Origin of the sequence: Leisingera sp. S232 (assembly GCF_049800895.1) — a bacterium.
GTDB lineage: Bacteria > Pseudomonadota > Alphaproteobacteria > Rhodobacterales > Rhodobacteraceae > Leisingera.
The window spans coordinates 291,009-309,754 of sequence record NZ_JBNAFX010000001.1; the positions used below are offsets into that span (position 1 = coordinate 291,009).

Sequence of the window (18,746 nt, forward strand, 5' to 3'; positions counted from 1 at the left end):
GCTTGATTTCACGAAGGACCGCCCGGATGATCCTCTACCCCGCGATTGACCTCAAAGACGGCCAGGCCGTGCGCCTGCTGCATGGCGAGATGGACAAGACCACCGTGTTCAACGACAACCCTGCCGCGCAGGCGCTGGAGTTTGTCGAGGCAGGCTGCGAGTGGCTGCATCTGGTGGACCTTAATGGCGCCTTTGCTGGCGAGCCGGTCAATGCCGCCCCGGTCGAGGAAATCCTGAAGCAGACCAAAGTGCCCGCGCAGCTGGGCGGCGGCATCCGTGATATGGCCACCATTGCGCGTTGGATCGACAAGGGGCTGGCCCGTGTCATCCTGGGCACCGTGGCAGTGGAGAACCCGGATCTGGTGCGCGAAGCCGCCCGCGAATTCCCCGGCAAGGTCGCGGTCGGCATCGATGCCCGCAACGGCAAGGTTGCCACCAAAGGCTGGGCCGAGGAAACCGACGTGATGGTCACCGACCTTGCCAAATCTTTCGAGGACGCAGGCGTTGCCGCCATCATCTACACCGACATCCTGCGCGACGGCGCCATGAAGGGGCCGAATGTCGAGGCCACCGCCGATCTGGCCAGGGCTGTCAGCATTCCGGTGATTGCCTCCGGCGGCGTGTCCTCGCTGGACGACCTGCGTGGGCTGAAATCCTGCGGTGCGCCGCTCAATGGTGCGATTTCAGGCCGGGCGCTTTATGATGGGGCGATTGATCTGAAAGAGGCGCTGCAGGTTCTGAGGGCATAACAGTTTGCCGTTGCTCAGACCCCTAGGCGGTATCATCTTTGTTTTTGCGCCGGTCTGTTTCTGGGCCTGCATTCTTTTGGCAGCAAAGCTTATGGAGGTCGGCCTGCCCGGATGCAGCTTCAGCGGTGCCGGCTCTATTGGCTGCGGGCCGCTCGGGCATTGGCTTTATGATATGGCGCTTCTGTTTGCCTTCTTTGGCATCATTGCGCAGGTAATCTGGCTGATTCCTGCCGCACTGATCACAGGTATTTTCTTGTGTCGCTGAAGGCTTACAGCCTCTTAGCCCTTCCCGGCGCCACAAAACGCCGGGAGAACCAAGTGCCCTAGGCAGCTTACTGCGAGGCGGCAGCCGTCAGTTTGCCCAAGGCGCCCTGCATTTTGGCGATGAAACCAGCATCAGCGGGGATATCGAGGCCAGAGAACATGTCCGCAGGATCCTCGTAACTCAGCCAGACTTGACCCTCTGCATCTTCATAGGCCAGCACCTTCAGCGGCAGATACAGGCCCGCCCGGATGTCGGCCTGCATTGCCGGGGTGCCCAGTTTCGGGTTCCCGAATACCAGCAATTGCGCGCCCGCCAGCTCCAATCCGACCTTTTGCGCACCCGCGGCATGGTCCACGCGGGCAAAGACAGTTGCGCCGGCACCTTCGACTGCGGCCTGCAGCGCATCCATGGTTTCAGCTACGGGTTTCTGACTGGGCACTTTCATCAGTTCGGCGGCGGCGGGGATTGCGGACATGAGGGCGATGGCTCCGGCAAGGATAAGGTTTTTTGTCATAACAACTGCTCCAAAATTGTGCGGTGATGGGAGGAAAACAAGGCAACAGGCCCCGGTTGGCAATTCACGTTTTCGGCATCGGCAAACCTTTGCGGCTTGGACAACAGAACAAAGGGGGTGCCCTCCTTAAACTTCCATTTCTGCCCGGGCTCCCTATGTTGAAAACGTCAATTCTGCACCGGCACTTATGCCGGAAATGGCGCTATTACTGAACCTTTTTGAAAAGATTTTCGTGATGGACATTTTTCTGACAGTGCATTTCATCATTGCCACCCTGCCGCTTCTGATCTGCTTCCTGTTTGCAGTGCACGATTCAGTTTTTCGGCTGCCGAGCCGGGCCGTTTTCCCGCCATTTGCAAACCGATGGACAGGCTATGGCGGCGCTTGGATTGTTGTGCTTTTGATCGTCTATTGCTGCGCCTGGATCGTCTTCACCTTTGGCGGATGTGATGGAACCATCAAGGGCTGCTGCACCTGCGCTCATATTCCGAGGCCCGTTGGAGACTATGCATATACCCTGATGTTTTTTGGCTTCATTTACATTGTCACCACGCTGGTCCCAGCGCTTGTTCTGCTGGCCGGAGCAGATCTTGCATTCCGGTTCCGGCTCAAGAAAGCCACCGCACCCTGAAACCGCTGTCGCCCCGGACCAAAAAGCACATCCGCCACCATATCTGTTGCGATTCCAGCAGTCATTGCGTACCCACGGGCCAAGCAGACCGAAAGGCCCGATCCATGCTGAAGACCCGCATCATTCCCTGCCTCGACGTCGCCGACGGGCGCGTGGTCAAGGGCGTCAATTTTGTCGGCCTGCGTGATGCAGGCGACCCGGTGGAATGCGCCAAAGCCTATGACGCGGCGGGTGCGGATGAGATCTGCTTTCTAGATATCCACGCGACCCATGAAAACCGGGGCACCATGTTCGATATGGTCCAGCGCACGGCTGAGCAGTGCTTTGTGCCGCTGACCGTGGGTGGCGGAGTCAGAACCAAGGACGACGTGCGTGCGCTGCTGCTGGCAGGCGCGGACAAGGTCTCGTTCAACTCAGCCGCCGTGGCCAACCCGGATGTGATTGCCGAAGCCGCGGATCAGTTCGGCAGCCAGTGCATCGTCTGCGCCATTGACGCCAAGACGGTGGAACCGGGCCGCTGGGAAATTTTCACCCATGGCGGCCGCAAGCCCACCGGTATCGACGCGGTGGAATTTGCCAAACGGGTCACGGCCAAGGGCGCCGGGGAGATCCTGCTGACGTCGATGGATCGCGACGGCACCAAGTCAGGCTTCAACTTGCCGCTTACCAAGGCGATTTCCGATGCGGTCGACGTGCCTGTGATCGCCTCGGGCGGCGTTGGCAATCTGGACCATCTGGTGGAGGGTGTGACCAAAGGCGGCGCATCCGCGGTGCTGGCGGCCTCGATTTTCCACTTCGGCGAATACACGGTACAGGAAGCCAAGGAACACATGGCCGCCGCTGGCATCCCGATGCGGCTGAACTGAGGGGGCATGGTATGAGCCTGCTGCACGATCTCGAAGCCACCATTCTGGCCCGCAAAGACGCCGACCCGGACACCAGCTGGACCGCCAAGCTGCTGGCCAAGGGACCGGAGAAATGCGCAGAGAAATTTGGTGAAGAAGCGATTGAGGCAATCATTGAGGCAGCAAAGGGCAACAAGGCCGGCCTGGCCTCTGAAGGCGCTGATGTACTCTACCATTTCCTGGTGATGCTGGCCGCCCGCGATGTGGCACTGGATGATGTCCTGAAAGTGCTGGCAGAGCGTCAAGGCCTCAGCGGCATCGCCGAGAAAGCCACACGCCCCAAAGGGTAATCTTCGGAGCTGCAGGCCAAGGGAGGCGCAGCTGCCGCGCGCGCACGGCTTGCCTTGGCGCGTGCTAAACCTCAATCAGCAAAGCCCCCGCGGGCAGACTTGCCTATCAGGGTCGCACAGCGGAAACCTGCGCCGCGCAGCGGCGCCCGGCCCAACTGTGAATGCCGTCCGGCAGGACGGCAGGAGCGGGCGGGAGCACCTGCCCCGCCGCGGGTTCAAAGTTTCGAAGAAATGATCCCGGTGGCAAAACCGCCCATCCGCAGCTCACCGAACAGGCGTTGGTATTCGATTTTGGGGCAACGGTTCTGAATCACCGTGACGCCCCGTGCTTCTGCCTTGGCGGCTGCCTCGGCATGTTCCACACCAATCTGCATCCACACAGTCTGCAGGTCAGGGAACGCATCCAGCGCCTCGTCCACAATCGGCGGCACCGCATCGGAGCGGCGGAAGATATCGACCATATCCACCGGCACATTGATCTCTGACAGGCTGCTGCGCACGGTCTCGCCAAACAGCATCTTGCCGGCATGACCGGGGTTCACCGGAATCACCCGGTATCCCTTGAGCCCCAGATAACGCGCCACGTAATAGCTGGGGCGCACCGGGTTCATCGACACGCCGACCACGGCCACTGTTTTGGCCCGTTGCAGGATCGTTTTCAGATGGTTGTCGCTGTAATCTGTCATGCCGCGACCCTAGCCGTGCCGCAGCTTCGCGCCTAGATCGATTCGCCGCCTGCGAACAAAAAAGCGCCCGGACTTGCCGGGCGCCAGGTATGGAACGAGGGACAGTGAAAAAGATCTGCGGTGGTTCCATTCCGCAGTCTGTATTGAATATGGGTCACACATTTGAAAACATAAGACCACATCACGCAGTTGTGAGGTGACAAGCTACTTTCGCAGGACCGCGGGCCAGTGGATGCGACCGGAAGCAATCATTTCCGCGGTGTCAGCTTGCCAGAGACCATGCACCCGCCGGTTATTCAGCAGGAACAGCTCTCCATCGACAATCGCCCACAGCTGCGGGTTGCCTTCATGAACAAGCCCTTTTGACATGGCATAGGCACAATACCCACCAAAGGCGGGTGCATAGGCGCGCGGGTCGGCCTCAAACTGCGCCTGATTGCGGGCAGAGGAAAACCGCCAGACCACACCTTTCCACATCACCGCATGGGTGTGGCGACCTGGCTCCGCGACGCCGCGCTCAAAGAAGGCAACAGCATCATACCCGCCAATGGCCACTCCGGAACGAGAGGAAAACACCGCCTGCTCAGCCCGCGCCGTTACCGGCAAGGACAAAAGCAGCACGGCGGCGACCATCAACACATAACGCAGGATCACATCGCACTCCGTTCAAAATCTGCAACATGAGGACTTTGCCGCACCGCACCGTTTTTGCAAAGGCAGCTTACGCAGATGTGAACGCGCCGTGCGCGGGATGCTTCAGCGGCCGATAGAGGCGTAAAGGGCAATGGCGGCGGCGTTGGACACATTGAGCGATCCAAAGCCGCCCGCTGCATCAATCTTGACCAACCCATCAACGGTTTCCTTGGTCTTCTGGCGCAGTCCCGGCCCCTCCGCCCCCAGCACCAAAGCCACCGGCAGATGTTTCTTGCCCTCTAGCGCAGCCTCAATGGTCTGCGCTGCCTCGCCGTCCAGACCAAGCACAAGGAATCCCATGCCCTGCAGTTCGGTAATTGTATCGGCAAGATTGCGCATCCGCAGATAGGGCTGACGCTCCAGCGCGCCGCTGGCGGTTTTGGCCAGCGCACCGGTTTCCGGCGCGGAATGATGCCGTGTGCCGATCACTGCACTGGCGCCAAAAACTTCGGCCGAGCGCAGGATCGCACCTACGTTATGCGGGTCGGTCACCCGGTCCAGCAGCAGCACCCGAGGTGCCTCGCGGCCGATGCAGTTGTCGGCAAGCCCGCCCCAGTTCAACGGCTTCACTTCCAGCGCTGCCCCCTGATGCACCGACTGCGGATCAATTGGCGGGTTGAATTTGCGCGGATCGATCACTTCGGCCTCAACACCCGAGGCCGCAATCGCGTCCGCCAGTTTTGCTTCGGCGTTCATGGTCACCATCAGCCGCAGCTTTTCGCGCTGAGGATTCATCAGCGCATCGCGCACCGCATGTAGCCCGAACAGCCATACAGTTTCGGCTGAGGCGGCCTTTTTGGACTGTTCTTTTTCAACGACCCATTTGGGTTTCTTGGACATTTTGCCCTCCGGCAGAAAGAATTTGCGGACCGTCTGAAAATCTTGCGATTTTCCTGTTGACGCCCCTTTGGCCTGCTTGTAATCACGCCTCCACATCAGGTGCAACATGCAACTGACAGTGGGCGACAGGCCGCAAGGTGTGGCAGGGGACTGTAACTCCCTCGCGGAGACGCACGCCTGGTTCGATTCCAGGGTCGCCCACCATCTTCTCTCTTTTTCTCAGATGTGATGATGGTTGTTCAGCAGTAAGCTGAGCAGGATACGCACAGCTTTGCACAGCAAAAACCCGCGCAAAATGCGCAGGCTTTTCGTTTGATTTCAAATGTTAAAGGGTGAGTCAGGCGGTTGCGGCCACGGCCTGTTCCGCCCAGGCAACCAGCCCGTCCAGATCGGGGCCTGCAGCCACCGCCATACCATCCGAAAAGGCCTGGAACGGTTCCACATTCATCTTGTTTACGCCCGAGATCACCGGAATGCCCAATGCCAGCGCTTCGCCGATTACGGCGCGCATGCCGCGGCCGTCTGCTTCGTGCTTGCCGAACTTATTTACGATCATCAACTGCGGAGCTTCGCCGGCTTGCAGGGATGCAGAGACCTGCCCCACTGCCTGCTCGAGCGCTTCAGGGTTCAGGCGGCAGCCGCGCGCACCGGCGCCCAGCGACTGTGAAATGCGGATGGTTTCACCTTCGGGCAGCACCCGTACATCCATGTCGCAAAGCTCTTTGTCGTAACATTCCACATTGGTCTGCACGATGCCTGCCAGACGGATACCCTTGGCCTGCAATTTTTCTGCCAGTTCGCTCATCAATCGATCGGTGGCACCGCGCTCTTCGGTCATCACATAGGCCAGTTGCATCGGTTCTTCTCTCCAGTGTCGTCTTGTTTCATAGGTGGTGATGCGGTGTTCGGGGTCAACCCCTACCATGGCAACGGGGAATAGCCGATGACCGGTGCGTGCAGGATCAGCAAAGCCAGGAAAACCGCCGCCGCCAGCCCCGCCTCGGCGGCAGAGGGTCGCAGCCGCAGCAGGTTCAGCCGCGCGGTATGGCGGCTGAGGCGGGTCCATTCCCCCTGCCCCATCTGGCGTTTCTTGCGCTTGTCTATGATCGCCATGCCAGCACCTGCAAAACCTGCAAACAGGCCGAACAGGATGACATGCGCCAGATCACCATTGGCCAGCAGATGCGCCCCCGCCCACAGCGCCATCGCCGCCAGCAGCGGGTGGCGGCTGACGGCCAGGATACCGGGATCAGCGGGGTCAAAGGCCCGCAGCCCCAGCCCGCCGAAACTGAACGGATTCTGCCGCATCATCCCCGCCACCGCCAGCAGGCAGGCCAGCGGCATAAGCAGAAGCGGCGCCCAGCGAAAAACGCCGCAGGATGGCAGCACGCCGATATAGGGCGCGCGAGCAGCAGCCACGACAAGCCAGGCCAGAATTGCCAGCGACAGCAGGCTGTAGGCAAAGACATAGCCGCGCAAACCCAGGCGCCCCACCAGCCAGGGCCGCACAGGCGGACGCACGGGGATCACATGGCTGGCCAGGAACAGCAGCAGTGCGGCAGTGAATTCAAGCCAGGCCATGGGCGTCTCTCCGGTCATAGATCTGTCCTGGTGCAGCTATAGGCCGACCAGCAGCGCCTTACGTTGCCCCAGATCAAAAAAGGGCGCCGCAGGGGCGCCCTTTCGCGGGTATGCGGGCGGGCTTACAACCCCAAGGCCTTACGGCGTTCCTCGGCAAAGCCCTGCACCATACGGTCAGCAATCAGGGCAAGAATGGCCATCGCCGCACCGGCCGAAATGCCCAGCCCAACATCGGCCTGCCCCAGCGCCAGATAGATCGATTGGCCAAGGCCGGTGGTGCCGATCAGCGCCGCGATCACCAACATCGCAAAGGCATAGAGAATGGTCTGGTTCAGCCCCAGCAGGATCGAGGGGGCTGCATAGGGCGCGCGGATATCCTTGAGCATTTGCCATATGGTCGCGCCAGAGGCGGTGGCCGCCTCGATCATCTCGTCAGGTGTCGAGACCAGCCCGTGCCGGGTGTAGCGGATCATCGGCACGATGGCATAGGCGATGATCGCCAGAAAGGCCGAGAATTCTCCGATCTGAAACACCATCAGAACCGGGATCAGGAACACGAACAGCGGGATGGTCTGCAGCATGTCGCAGACCGGGCGCACCACACGCCAGACACCCGGAGAGACCGCCGAGGCAAGGCCGATCGCTCCGCCCATCACCGCGCAGGCAAAGACAGCCGCGCCGGAGAGGTAAAGCGACAGGAGCGCCCGCTCCCACAGGCCCGACAGCAGGATAGTACCCAGCAGCACCACCGTCAGAGCGGCCAGACCACGGCCGTCCGCGACCCATGCAAGCCCTCCTGCCCCGACCAGAACAAAGGGCCAGGGCAGTTGCGAGACGCCGGTTTCCAGCATACCCGCTGCAATCAGCAGCATCACGCCCAGCGCCATACGACCACGGATTGCAAAGACTGCCCCCGCAGCCGCGCCTGCTGCAAACAGCCACAGGCTCATCACCGGGGTCCAGGCAAAACCCCAGGTAAAGGGCAGCACGGCTTGATCAAGACCAATGCGAATTGGCAGCAGCACATAGAACAGCACGTTATTCTTGAATGCAGTCAGAATCTCAGCATTGGCGCTGGTGAAGGCCGACAGGCCAGAGTCGAGACTGTCCGCTACTGGATTGAACAAGCTGTATGAACCGGGCGCCTGAACGCTCCCCCAGAAAGCGGCACTGGCCGCGACGCCAAACGCCAGGATACCCCAGGCGACACGCGGGTCGTGTTTGGCGCGCCGGTCTTCGGTCAAAGTGCCGCTCATCCGGTCGATCAGGATCGCAAAGACCACGATGACCGACCCTGCCAGAAGGCTTTGCCCGAACTGGGCTTTGCGCATGGTCAGCAGGACTTCCCAGCCAATATCGTCAAAACCGCCAATCACGGCGGCAATGATCACCATCGACAGCGCCGCCATCAGGCATTGATTGACGCCCACCATAATTTGCTGGCCTGCGGACGGGATCTCACACTGGAACAGCTGCTGCAGGCGGGTGCCGCCGGCCATGATGGCCGCCTCCTTGATCTCCGGCTCCACCCGTTCGAGCCCCAGCAGAACATTGCGTGCCATCGGGGGCGCAGCATAGATGGCAGAGGCGATCAGCCCCACCACCGGCCCGAATCCGAACAGCACCAGTAACGGGGTGAGATAGGCAAAGGTCGGCACAGTCTGCATAATGTCCAGCAGCGCCTGCACCGGCTGGCGAATACGAGGGTATTCATTGGCAAGGATGCCGATACCGCCGCCGATGATCAGCGCCAACGGCACCGAAACCGCGACCAGCGCCAGGGTATTCATGCTTTCGGGCCAATATCCTGAAGCCAGCACAAAGCCCAGGCCCACAACTGACATGAGCGCCATCCGCATCCCCCCCAATGTCCAGGCCAGCGCCGTAGTGGCGCAGATGACCAGCGGCCATGGCGTGCGGCTCAGCACATAATTCGCGGCCTCCATCGGATAGAACATCAACGCAGAAAAACTGCGCGCGGCGGGTTTGATCAGCGCCAGAAACCATTCCATAAAGGCCCCGACCCAGTCGGTCGCGGGCAAAACCCAGGCGGCGGGAAATTTCACCAGCCACGGCAGGTTGCTTTCCAGCAGCAGGCACAGAGCGCCCACAAAGGCCGCAATCAACGCCGCGATGGAGCCTTTCGAAAGACTTGCCATCACCCCTGCTCCACCTGCAACGCCGCAGCGAGGTCTGCAGGGTTCACCACACCGACCAGTGTACCGTCAGGCGAGCGGACCGGAACAGGTTCATAAAGCTTCATGCAACGCGCGAGTGCGGCATCAAGCGTCATATCCTGGCGCAGCCCAGGATCATCGGCCCCATAGACATGATGTGCCCCGGACTGCATGACAGAAGACACATGCGCATGCTGGCCCTTGGCCACATCCTTGGAGAATTCACGCACGTAGTCGTCAACCGGGCGCAGTACGATGTCGGCGGGGGTGCCGATCTGCACGACTTTGCCGTCGCGCATGATGGCGATGCGGTCAGCCAGTTTCAGCGCCTCGTTGATGTCATGGGTGATAAAGACGATGGTGGTTTTCAGCTTGGCCTGGATCTCCAGGAATTCATCCTGCAGCTGCCGCCGGATCAGCGGATCCAGCGCCGAGAACGGTTCATCCAGGAACCAGACCGAACAATCCGCAACCAGTGAGCGGGCAATGCCGACGCGCTGGCGCTGACCGCCGGACAGCTCGCGCGGGTAATTGGTTTCACGGCCGCCAAGGCCGACAAGGTCGATCACCTCCTGTGCTTTGGCCAGCCGCTGCTTTTTCTTCATCCCCTGCACCCGCAACGGGTAGGCGACGTTTTCGGCCACGGTCATATGCGGAAACAGGCCAAAGTGCTGGAACACCATGCCCAGCTTCTTGCGGCGCAGTTCGATCAATCGTTTGGGGCTGGCCTCGACGATGTTTTCGCCATCGATGCGGATTTCGCCGCCGGTGGCATGCAGCAAGTGCGAGATACAGCGGATCAGGGTGGACTTGCCGGAACCGGACAGGCCCATGATCACAAACAGCTCGCCTTCCTTGACGTCAAAGGAAGCGTTCTGAACTGCGGGGATCAGCCCTTTGCCGCGCAGCTCAGCCTCCACATCATCCGCAGCGTCATAGCTGGACAGCGCGTCCTTCAAAGCGCTGCCCGCATTGGTGCCAAACACCTGCCAGACATTCCGGCAGGTGATGGCAGGCGTTTCAGAGCCGGTCACAGGGCAAAGCTCACTTGATGGCGGCGTCAACAACCGGGCGCCATTTGTCCTCGTTGGCGGCCATCCATTCGGCAACGACCTCCTCGACCTTGCCACCATCCACATCGACCGCACCCATCATCGGCTGCTGGTCTTCTACCGCCAGGGTGTAGTTCGACAGGATCTCAAAGGCTGCGGGCCAGGTTTCCGCGGTGCCCGACCAGGCGGCTTTGAAGATGCGGGACGGCGAGAAGTCGCAGTCGTTGACCGCATTTGGGTTCGGACCCCAAGCCGGGTCACTGAAACAGGCGTCTTCACCAGCCGGCAGGTCAACAAACTGTACGTCATAGGCCGACATCGCCCAATGCGGCTGCCAGAAGGTGATCAGCAGTGGCGTTTTGCGCTCTGTCGCAGCGCGCAGTTCGACGATCAGTGCCGCCTCAGAGCCAGCAGGCACAGCCTTGAAAGGAAGTTCCAGACCGGTCATGCGGTCGGCTCCCGGGGTACCCCAATCCGCTGGATAGTCCACCAAACGGCCATTCGGAAGGGTTTCGGCAGTGGCGAATTGCATCGCGCAATCCTTCAGCGCTTCCCAGGCCGGCAGGCCCGGGCAGAGTTCCGCCACATGCGCCGGATAGGCGATGCCTTCGCGGGCATTCAGTTCCAGATCCCCCAATTCGACAACAGTGCCTTCTTCGACCTTCTTGGCGTATTCATCGGAGACGTTGGAAGACCAGATTTCCAGCGTTGCATGGATATCGCCATCGGCAATCGCCTGAAACTGGTTCATCATGCCAGCGGATACGAATTCCACGTCATAGCCTGCGGCCTTCAGCATCTCGCCCGCGATATGGGTGGTGACATGCTGACCGGTCCATTCATTGACCGCCAGTTTTATCGGTTTGCTGGTATCGCCCAGCTCAGCTGCCGAGGCGATACCCGCAGCAGCTGTTATTGATGCAGCGCCCAGTGCCAGCGCATATGCTTTAAAAATCATATCAATACTCCCTGTCATTGTTTTTGCGCCGCCCATTTTCCGGCTTTGGCGCGGCTTTGGAACCCGGCGGTTCATAGCACCTGCCCGACCTTATGGCCGTACTCGTTCTGGCAGACTCGTGCCCATGGGCCAAGTGTGGCCGGGGATAATGCAAGTACTGGAACATTTTGCGACGCTTTGTCGAGCAATAGCGGCGATGGAAGTGAATTTTTTTAATTGACGGTACAAATTCTTGTGCAAACGGACAAGTTTCAAAATCGCCCCCCGCCTGGCCAGCACTGGGTTCTGGGCCGCCATACCGCAGCCTTGCCCAAAGCTTCAAGCCTGCCGGTAAATGAAAAAGGCGTTCCCGCACTGCGGGAACGCCTGAAGGCGAAAATGAGTGAGAACCTGTGTCAGGAGCGCCCTTTGCCGGTGGCCTCTTCGACGACCGGCATCCATTTGGCCCGGTTCACTGCCAGCCAGCCGCGGGCGGCGCCCTGCGGGGATTCGCCCCTGGCATCCACAAGACCTATAAGGGGCTGCTGATCCCAGATGCTCAGCTGGAAATTCTCCAGGATTTCATAGGCCGCAGGCCAACGCGCAGCAAAATCTTTCCAGGCCGCTTTCTTCACTTCCCCGCGCGCAAAGTCGCAATCGCCAGTGGCGTTCGGGTTCGGCCCCCAGGCGGGGTCCGTGTAGCACGCCGGTTCCGGCTTGGGTAAGCGCACGAACTGCAGTGCATAAGAGGACATCGCCCAATGCGGTGCCCAGAATGTCGAGATGATCGGACGTTTTTCCCGATAAGCCTCCTGGAAGGCTTCGATCATTGCCGCCTCTGAGTCAGCCGCCACGACATCAAACGGCAGCCCAAGCGCCAGAATCCGATCGGCGCCAGGCGAGCCCCAGGATTCCGGGTAAGCCAAGTAGATACCGCGCTTCCCCTTGCCATCCTTGGAGAAAATGCCCGCGCAGTCACGCAGCGCCTCCCAATTGGGCAAGCCGGGGCACATCTGTGCAACATATGGCGGGAACACCACCCCATTGCGGGCATCAAGCCCCATGTCGCCGATTTCAACGACCCCGCCAGCCTCCAGCGCATCGAAGTAGGGCTTTGGGCGGCTGGTCGTCCAGACCTCCATGGCAGCATGCACATTGCCCTCGGCAATGTCCTCGAACATCTCGTTCGGGTCCGCCTTCACATACTCAACTGTGTAACCCGCCTCTTCCAGCATGCCGCCAGCAATGTAAGTTGACAGATGCTGCCCGGTCCAGTTGTTGAGTGACAGCCGGATTGGTGTTCCGACGTCGCCCATGTCGGCTGCCTGCACTGCCCCTGAAACAACCAGCGCGCCCAGCGCTGCTGCAAACGCTTTGAATGTCATGGCGTCACTCCCGTACTGCCAATATTCCCCATGCCGCGCAGTCGGCGCAGCTCTTCATCCGGGATATCAGGCGAGTGTTGACAAAGATTAACGCCACAGCGGGTGATGATGCATTACGAATAGAAAAAAACGTAAAACTCGCCTCAAAGGCGCATAACACATTCCCGGAATCTGAACGCCGAGTTCGGCTCAGCCTTCCTTGCGCGCCACCAACAGCACAGGATCATAAGTCAGCGGCAGCATCCCATTCCGGCCAAACCGGCTGCGATACTGCGTCTCAAATTCCTGAAGCCGACTGCGGTTCCAGGATTGACGGGACTGCCCATTCACACCTGTCAGGCGCAAATGTTTCAGCAACTCCACGGCACTGGTGAACTCAAGCACCACCGGTTCCTGAATGATTGCCATCAGGGTCAGACCGTCCGGCAGGAGCTGCGGCCACTCCGCCGCATCAAGATAGCTCGGAGCCGCCGCCTGCGACCCCAAGGCCGCAAGCTCGTGAAACTGGCTACGGCCAAAGCCCGAAACGGCCAGCCAGCCTCCGGGTTCCAGCTGCGCGGCCAGCCGTTCCATCAGCCCCGGCAGATCCTGGATCCACTGCACAGTTGAAGCTGACACAACCAGATCCAACTGTTGCGGCAGCGGCAAGGTCTCAACCGGGCCGGGCTTAAACCGGAATTTGACTGGAGCCCGGTCCAGGACGGGCCGCAAGGCAGCGGCAGCCTCGGGCACTAGGTCATTCAAGACAAGCTTGGAGACATTGAAGCTTTCCAGCAAACGATGTGTCAGATGCCCTGTCCCGCAGCCGAACTCAAACACCGACTGGAACCGGTCAGGCGCCCCCTGCTGCTGCAGCAACCGGACCAGCTGCGCGGCAATCCCCGCCTGTACAGAGGCGCTGCGGTGGTAGCTTGCCAGCCCGCGCCGGAAACTTTGGCAGATACGGTTCTGGTCGGCCTGAAAGTTAAAAGGGGCCATATCTTTCATCAGAACAGCTCCTCCCACCGGGCAAAACGGTCAAACGGCGCATGTGGCGCGTCCAGATGCGAAACATTCTGACCGGCCCAGGCACGCGCCAGATTGGCAGGCGGAAAAATCTTGTCACCTGAGCTGATCCAAACCCTGTCAAAACGCATCTGCGGCGCATCGGCACGACGCTCGACCGCCAGAAGTTCTGCGCGCCGGGCTTCCACATCCAGTGCCTCGGCGTCCTGCGGAGCGCCGAACACCCGGGCCAGAAACTGCTGGTAGTTTTCCAGACTCAGCGTTTCCACGGTGCGACGGAACACAGTCGGCGGAATACCCGCCCCCCGGTTCACTGGCTGCAGGCTGCCGTTCACAGCCACTTTCCGCCTGAATGGGTCAGGACGCCCCTGTTGCCAATGGGCATAAGAAGCAACACCAAAAGACCAGGCCAACAGGCTGATCTGCCCATAGCTGGACAAGTCCGGCAGATCAGCATCAAGGTCAGTGTATTCGCTGGCAAACAGAACATCCCGCGGGCCGTCCAGGTGCCAGAACACCTCTGGCCCCACAGCCCAGCCGCCAAAGACCACAATGGCTTCTGCCGCATTGTTCTGTTTGAGCCAGCGGAATTCCATCTTTACAGCTCCCGCGCCAGCCGCAGCATGCCTGCGGTGATCTTGCTCAGCTGATCCGCTGAGGTGATAAAGGGCGGCATGGTGTAGATGTTGGTGCCGAAGGGGCGCAGGAACACGCCCATTTCATGGGCGCGGGCGTGGGCTGCATCCGCTGAGACCCGGTGCTTCATTTCGATAACGCCAATGGCGCCCAGCACCCGTACATCCGCCACATTGGGCAAATCGCGCGCCAAAGCCAGCTCTGCCTGCATCTGCTCGTCAATGGCCGCCACCGTGCCGCGCCAGTCCTGTCCGGTCAACAGATCCAGCGAAGCCTTGGCCGCAGCACAGGCCAGCGGATTGGCCATATAGGTGGGGCCATGCATGAAGAGTCCGGGATTGCCGCCGCCAATGCCTTCGGCCACCCGGTCACTGGTCATGGTGCAAGCGAATGAGATATGGCCGCCAGTCAGCCCCTTGCCCAGGCAGATGATATCCGGTTCGACAGTGCAGAAATCGGTGGCAAACAGCTCACCCGTGCGGCCAAAGCCGGTCGCTATCTCGTCGAAGATCAGCAGGATGCCCAGCTCATCGCACAGCGCCCGCGCCTGGTTCAAATATTCCGGGTGATAGAAATACATGCCGCCGGTGCCCTGCACGACGGGTTCCAGGATAAAGGCAGCGATCTTTTGCGCATTGGCTTCCAGCACTGCGCGCAGCTCGCCCAGCCCGTTGCGAGCCGGATCATCCACCCAGTCCTCGTTGATGCGAACCGGCGGGCGGGAGACAAAATGCTGCACGCTCAGCGCGCCCTGAAACAGATGATGCATGCCGGTGTCCGGGTCGCAGACGCTCATCGCTTTCCAGGTGTCACCGTGATAGCCGGAGCGGATGGTGGCAAACTCCTTACGCTCTGGCTGACCGATAGCGTGCTGGTATTGCACTGCCATCTTCATTGCCACCTCGACGGAGACCGACCCGGAATCGCAATAAAAGATCCGGGTGAGGCTTTCGGGGGTGATCTCCAGCAGTTTTCGGCCCAGGTCGATGGCCGGGTCATGGGTCAGCCCGCCGAACATCACATGCGGCAGGGTATCCAGCTGGTCGTGAATAGCCTGGGTGATCGCCGGGTTTTTATGCCCATGCATCATGCACCACCAGGACGACATGGCGTCGATCAGCCGGGTGCCATCGTCCAGGGTGATATACATGCCCTCGCTTTCCTTCACCACGAATGTCGGACCGGGTTTGGTGACGTTCGTGTAAGGATGCCAGAGGTGCTGCTGGTCGAACTCCAGCTGGGTGAGGTCTGCAGCGCTCATGCCATCTCTCCTTGGGCCAGGGCCGCCTTGATCAGATCCACCCGGATGCTGGCCTGAAAGGCCACCGCCAGCGCGTCAGAGGTCAGCTCGCCCAGCACCGGCAACCGTCCCAGGTGCGCCGCCTGGCCGAACTGGCAGATAGTTTCCTCTACTGCCGGCTCTGCATCACCAATGAAGGCCACGCCGACCACCGGGCAGCCTGCATCGCGCAGGGCTTTCAGCGACAGCAGCGTGTGATTGATCGTGCCCAGCTGGGTGCGGGCGCAAAGGATCACCGGCGCACGCCAGCGGGCAAACAGATCAAGGTACAGAACCTCGCGATTCAGCGGCACCATCAACCCGCCTGCCCCTTCGGCCACCAGCACGCCGTCAACTTCGGGCAAAGCCAGCGTATCCGGGTCGATTTTCACCCCCTCGGCCTCGGCCGACAGATGCGGCGAGGCAGGCAGCTGCAGCAGGTACCCCTCCGGCAAGGCAGGGCGGCCCGACAAGCGGGCGACGATTTGGCTGTCGGTTTCCTCTTCCAGCCCGGATTGCACCGGCTTCCAATAGGTGGCGCCTAGGGCCTGCACCAGACCTGCGGAAAAGATGGTTTTGCCGATGCCGGTATCGGTTCCGGTCACGATCAGCGCGCTCATGCGGCGGCCTCCATTTCCCGGGCGAGGTCTTCAAACATCGCAGTGATGACCCCTGCCCCTGTATTCAACGTGATCGACAGCCGCAGCCGCGCTGTGCCGCGCGGCACAGTCGGCGGGCGGATGCCGCGGATATCATAGCCGCGGGCCTGCATTGCAGCGGCTAGTGCCATGGTGCGCTTGTCGTCGCCAATCACCACCGGCAAGATCTGGCTTTGGCCCCTCTCCAGCCCGCACAGGCGTTTGGCCTCGCCCTGGGCATGGGTGATCCCCTGCCAGGCCTGTTCGCGGCGGCCCGGATTCTGCTGCAGTTCCTGCAGGGCCGCCCGCACCAGTGCCGCATTCAGCGGCGACGGCGCGGTGGCAAAGATGAACCCGCGCGCCTTGTTGATCAGTGTTTCGATCAGCACGTTCTGGCCGCAGATCAGCGCACCCGACGCGCCCAGCGCCTTGCCACACGTATGCAGGCTCAGGACGTTAGGGTGGTGCGCAATGTCATGTGCCAACCCGCGCCCCAGATCGCCAAACACGCCAGAGGAATGCGCCTCGTCCGCTACCAGCACAGCACCTTCGGAATGTGCCAAGGACATCAACGCATCCAGCGGAGCAAGATCGCCGTCCATCGAATAGACCGCCTCAACCGCGATCCAGACCTGGCCGGTGCCACCAGCAGCGCGCCAGTCCGCCAGCACCCGTGCGGCGTCTTCGACATCGCCATGCGCAAAGCTGCGGGTCTCAGCCCGGCCCAGCCGCATCCCGTCGTGGGTGCTGGCATGGATCAAGGCGTCATACAGAACCAGGTCGCCCTGCTGCGGCAGCGTGGAAAAGATCGCCTGATTGGCAGTGAAACCACCGCCCATGAACAGCGCTGCCTCGGTGCCGAAGAACGCAGCCGCCTCGGCTTCGAGCCGCTGATGTTCGGCATCATTGCCGCGCAACAGGCGCGAACCGCCTGCCCCGACCGGCACCCCGCGCGCCAGCGCATCTGCGGCGGCGGTGCGCAGCACATCGCTGCCCGCCAGACCAAGATAGTCGTTAGAGGCAAAGTCGTGCCCGTCCCGCGGCATCAGCTGCCGGTAGCGCCCGCGCGTGCGCAGCGCTTCCAGCGATTTCTCATGCCTCGGGAAGGCGCCCGCCATCAGCGGCTGCCGTCACATCCCACCGCCATGGCGGTGATGCCCAGACGGTCGAACAGCTGCTGGTCCTTGTCCTCTTCGGGGTTGTCAGCAGTCAGCAGCGTGTCGCCCACAAAGATTGAGTTGGCCCCGGCAAAGAAGCACATCGCCTGCATTTCGTCCGACATATCGGTGCGGCCTGCAGACAGGCGCACATGCGATTTCGGCATCAGGATGCGGGCCAGCGCCACAGAGCGGACGAATTCGATCGGGTCCAGCTTCTCGACATTGGCAAGCGGCGTGTCGGCGATCGGGATCAGCATGTTCACCGGCACCGAGTCGGGATGCACTTCCAGCGTCGCCAGCGCCAACATCATGTCGATACGGTCCAGCTGCTGCTCGCCCATGCCGACGATACCGCCCGAGCAGACCTTGATGCCCGCTTCGCGCACCCGGTTCAGGGTGTCAATGCGGTCGGCAAAGGTGCGGGTGGTGATGATTTCCGAGTAGTAGCGCTCGGAGGTGTCGATGTTGTGGTTGTAGTAGTCCAGACCAGCGTCGCGCAGGCGGAACACCTGTTCCTCGTCCAGCATGCCCAGGGTCATGCAGGTTTCCATGCCCAGATCCTTGACGCCCTGCACCATAGCTTCGAGTGCAGCCATATCGCGGTCCTTGGGCGAGCGCCAGGCAGCCCCCATGCAATAGCGCGTTGCGCCGCCTTCCTTGGCTTTCCTGGCCTCGGCGATCACCCGCTGCACCTCGATCAGCTTGGAGGCCGACAGCTGCGCGCCGTTGCGCGCCGATTGCGAGCAATAGGCGCAATCCTCGGCACAGCCGCCTGTCTTGATGCTGAGCAGCTTGGATTTCTGCACCTGATTGGGGTCGAAATACTGCCGGTGCACAGTGTGCGCCTGAAACAGCAAGTCCATGAAGGGCTTGTTGTAAATCTCTTCCGCTTCCTCGCGGGTCCAGTCGGTGCGGATGGGTGCAGCGTCCAGCATGCTGTCTCCTGTTCTCGTATACCTGTTGGCCATGCGCGGATGGCGTTGGCGATTTTATAGATAATTTACCCCACGCCGATCAAGCGCCAAAGCTGCGCTGCAGCGATTTGCCCCGACCACCTGCCGGTAAATGTCTTATAATCTTGATTTTAAAATAAAAAAATAATCTACAAAGATTCCGGTTGACGGGAGGGCGGCACCTCCCCTAGCCCTATAGGCACGCAGGGGAGTCCCGCCAAGGGGACTGAGAGGCGTTTAGGTGCGGGGCAACCCAAGCCGGCGGCGCGACCCTTTGAACCTGACCCAGTTGATACTGGCGTAGGAAGCTAGGTGCGCATTGCCAAGGGGCCCGTACATCCCGCCGGCTGTGCGAAACTGAACAAGGGGC

At 60.9% G+C, this 18,746-nt stretch carries 21 protein-coding genes, 1 tRNA gene and 1 riboswitch; of the genes, 6 read left to right on the plus strand and 16 right to left on the minus strand.

Features of this window, described 5'->3' with window-relative positions; genetic code table 11:
- Positions 1-26 precede the first annotated feature (26 nt).
- Together hisA and ACP151_RS01390 are read left to right on the plus strand one after the other, a co-directional pair.
- The gene (gene hisA, locus ACP151_RS01385; protein ID WP_424977030.1) at positions 27-749 is read left to right on the plus strand and encodes a 1-(5-phosphoribosyl)-5-[(5-phosphoribosylamino)methylideneamino]imidazole-4-carboxamide isomerase; all 723 of its coding nucleotides are present in this window, start codon (positions 27-29) and stop codon (positions 747-749) included.
- 91 nt (positions 750-840) lie between these two features.
- Positions 841-1,014 (plus strand): hypothetical protein, encoded by a 174-nt coding sequence (locus ACP151_RS01390; protein WP_424977031.1) that lies wholly within the window; start codon positions 841-843, stop codon positions 1,012-1,014.
- Positions 1,015-1,081: 67 nt separating this feature from the next.
- Here ACP151_RS01390 and ACP151_RS01395 read toward each other — a convergent pair whose 3' ends face one another.
- Positions 1,082-1,528 (minus strand): DUF302 domain-containing protein, encoded by a 447-nt coding sequence (locus tag ACP151_RS01395; RefSeq protein ID WP_424977032.1) that lies wholly within the window; start codon positions 1,526-1,528, stop codon positions 1,082-1,084.
- A 235-nt stretch (positions 1,529-1,763) separates the two neighbouring features.
- On the opposite strand from ACP151_RS01395, the gene ACP151_RS01400 reads away from it, so the two are divergent.
- The 3 genes from ACP151_RS01400 (at position 1,764) to ACP151_RS01410 (ending at position 3,354) form a co-directional block, all read left to right on the plus strand.
- A complete protein-coding gene (locus tag ACP151_RS01400; protein WP_424977033.1) occupies positions 1,764-2,159 on the plus strand; it encodes a hypothetical protein in 396 nt (131 codons plus the stop codon).
- Positions 2,160-2,263: 104 nt separating this feature from the next.
- Entirely contained in the window at positions 2,264-3,025 is a 762-nt protein-coding gene (gene hisF / locus ACP151_RS01405; protein WP_424977034.1) for an imidazole glycerol phosphate synthase subunit HisF, read from the plus strand.
- Between the two features lie 11 nt (positions 3,026-3,036).
- Positions 3,037-3,354, plus strand: a complete 318-nt coding sequence (locus ACP151_RS01410; RefSeq protein WP_424977035.1) for a phosphoribosyl-ATP diphosphatase — start codon at positions 3,037-3,039, stop codon at positions 3,352-3,354.
- 215 nt (positions 3,355-3,569) lie between these two features.
- Here the strand turns inward: ACP151_RS01410 and ACP151_RS01415 are convergent, their stop codons facing one another.
- The 3 genes from ACP151_RS01415 to rlmB form a co-directional block, all read right to left on the minus strand.
- On the minus strand, positions 3,570-4,040 hold the full coding sequence (locus ACP151_RS01415) for a CoA-binding protein (protein WP_424977036.1): 471 nt from the start codon (positions 4,038-4,040) through the stop codon (positions 3,570-3,572).
- 204 nt (positions 4,041-4,244) lie between these two features.
- Entirely contained in the window at positions 4,245-4,694 is a 450-nt protein-coding gene (locus ACP151_RS01420; RefSeq protein WP_424977037.1) for a YHS domain-containing (seleno)protein, read from the minus strand.
- A 102-nt stretch (positions 4,695-4,796) separates the two neighbouring features.
- Positions 4,797-5,573: a 23S rRNA (guanosine(2251)-2'-O)-methyltransferase RlmB gene (rlmB, locus tag ACP151_RS01425; RefSeq protein ID WP_424977038.1), complete on the minus strand. Its 777-nt coding sequence runs from the start codon at positions 5,571-5,573 to the stop codon at positions 4,797-4,799.
- 120 nt (positions 5,574-5,693) lie between these two features.
- Between rlmB and ACP151_RS01430 the strand changes: the two genes are divergently transcribed.
- A tRNA-Tyr gene (locus ACP151_RS01430) sits at positions 5,694-5,777 on the plus strand.
- Positions 5,778-5,910: 133 nt separating this feature from the next.
- Here ACP151_RS01430 and ACP151_RS01435 read toward each other — a convergent pair.
- From ACP151_RS01435 to bioB, 12 genes are all read right to left on the minus strand, one after another.
- Positions 5,911-6,429, minus strand: a complete 519-nt coding sequence (locus ACP151_RS01435; RefSeq protein WP_424977073.1) for a DUF2478 domain-containing protein — start codon at positions 6,427-6,429, stop codon at positions 5,911-5,913.
- A gap of 62 nt (positions 6,430-6,491) precedes the next feature.
- Positions 6,492-7,154 (minus strand): NnrU family protein, encoded by a 663-nt coding sequence (locus ACP151_RS01440; protein ID WP_424977039.1) that lies wholly within the window; start codon positions 7,152-7,154, stop codon positions 6,492-6,494.
- A 122-nt stretch (positions 7,155-7,276) separates the two neighbouring features.
- Positions 7,277-9,313 carry an ABC transporter permease gene (locus ACP151_RS01445; protein ID WP_424977040.1) on the minus strand — a complete coding sequence of 679 codons (2,037 nt, stop codon included), beginning with the start codon at positions 9,311-9,313 and terminating at the stop codon, positions 7,277-7,279.
- Positions 9,313-10,365 (minus strand): quaternary amine ABC transporter ATP-binding protein, encoded by a 1,053-nt coding sequence (locus ACP151_RS01450; protein WP_424977041.1) that lies wholly within the window; start codon positions 10,363-10,365, stop codon positions 9,313-9,315. The genes ACP151_RS01445 and ACP151_RS01450 overlap by 1 nt, the downstream gene beginning before the upstream one ends.
- A gap of 10 nt (positions 10,366-10,375) precedes the next feature.
- On the minus strand, positions 10,376-11,341 hold the full coding sequence (locus ACP151_RS01455; RefSeq protein ID WP_424977042.1) for an ABC transporter substrate-binding protein: 966 nt from the start codon (positions 11,339-11,341) through the stop codon (positions 10,376-10,378).
- 395 nt (positions 11,342-11,736) lie between these two features.
- Positions 11,737-12,705: an ABC transporter substrate-binding protein gene (locus tag ACP151_RS01460; RefSeq protein ID WP_424977043.1), complete on the minus strand. Its 969-nt coding sequence runs from the start codon at positions 12,703-12,705 to the stop codon at positions 11,737-11,739.
- A gap of 189 nt (positions 12,706-12,894) precedes the next feature.
- Positions 12,895-13,692 carry a malonyl-ACP O-methyltransferase BioC gene (bioC, locus tag ACP151_RS01465; RefSeq protein WP_424977044.1) on the minus strand — a complete coding sequence of 266 codons (798 nt, stop codon included), beginning with the start codon at positions 13,690-13,692 and terminating at the stop codon, positions 12,895-12,897.
- Positions 13,692-14,306 (minus strand): pimeloyl-ACP methyl esterase BioG family protein, encoded by a 615-nt coding sequence (locus tag ACP151_RS01470; protein WP_424977045.1) that lies wholly within the window; start codon positions 14,304-14,306, stop codon positions 13,692-13,694. Before ACP151_RS01470 ends, bioC begins: the two co-directional genes overlap by 1 nt.
- 2 nt (positions 14,307-14,308) lie before the next feature.
- Positions 14,309-15,607, minus strand: a complete 1,299-nt coding sequence (gene bioA, locus ACP151_RS01475; protein ID WP_424977046.1) for an adenosylmethionine--8-amino-7-oxononanoate transaminase — start codon at positions 15,605-15,607, stop codon at positions 14,309-14,311.
- A complete protein-coding gene (gene bioD, locus ACP151_RS01480; RefSeq protein ID WP_424977047.1) occupies positions 15,604-16,245 on the minus strand; it encodes a dethiobiotin synthase in 642 nt (213 codons plus the stop codon). The genes bioA and bioD overlap by 4 nt, the downstream gene beginning before the upstream one ends.
- On the minus strand, positions 16,242-17,381 hold the full coding sequence (locus ACP151_RS01485) for an 8-amino-7-oxononanoate synthase (RefSeq protein ID WP_424977048.1): 1,140 nt from the start codon (positions 17,379-17,381) through the stop codon (positions 16,242-16,244). Before ACP151_RS01485 ends, bioD begins: the two co-directional genes overlap by 4 nt.
- The gene (gene bioB, locus ACP151_RS01490; protein WP_424977049.1) at positions 17,381-18,358 is read right to left on the minus strand and encodes a biotin synthase BioB; all 978 of its coding nucleotides are present in this window, start codon (positions 18,356-18,358) and stop codon (positions 17,381-17,383) included. The genes ACP151_RS01485 and bioB overlap by 1 nt, the downstream gene beginning before the upstream one ends.
- A 213-nt stretch (positions 18,359-18,571) precedes the next feature.
- Positions 18,572-18,700, plus strand: a riboswitch (TPP riboswitch).
- The last annotated feature ends 46 nt before the right edge of the window (positions 18,701-18,746 follow it).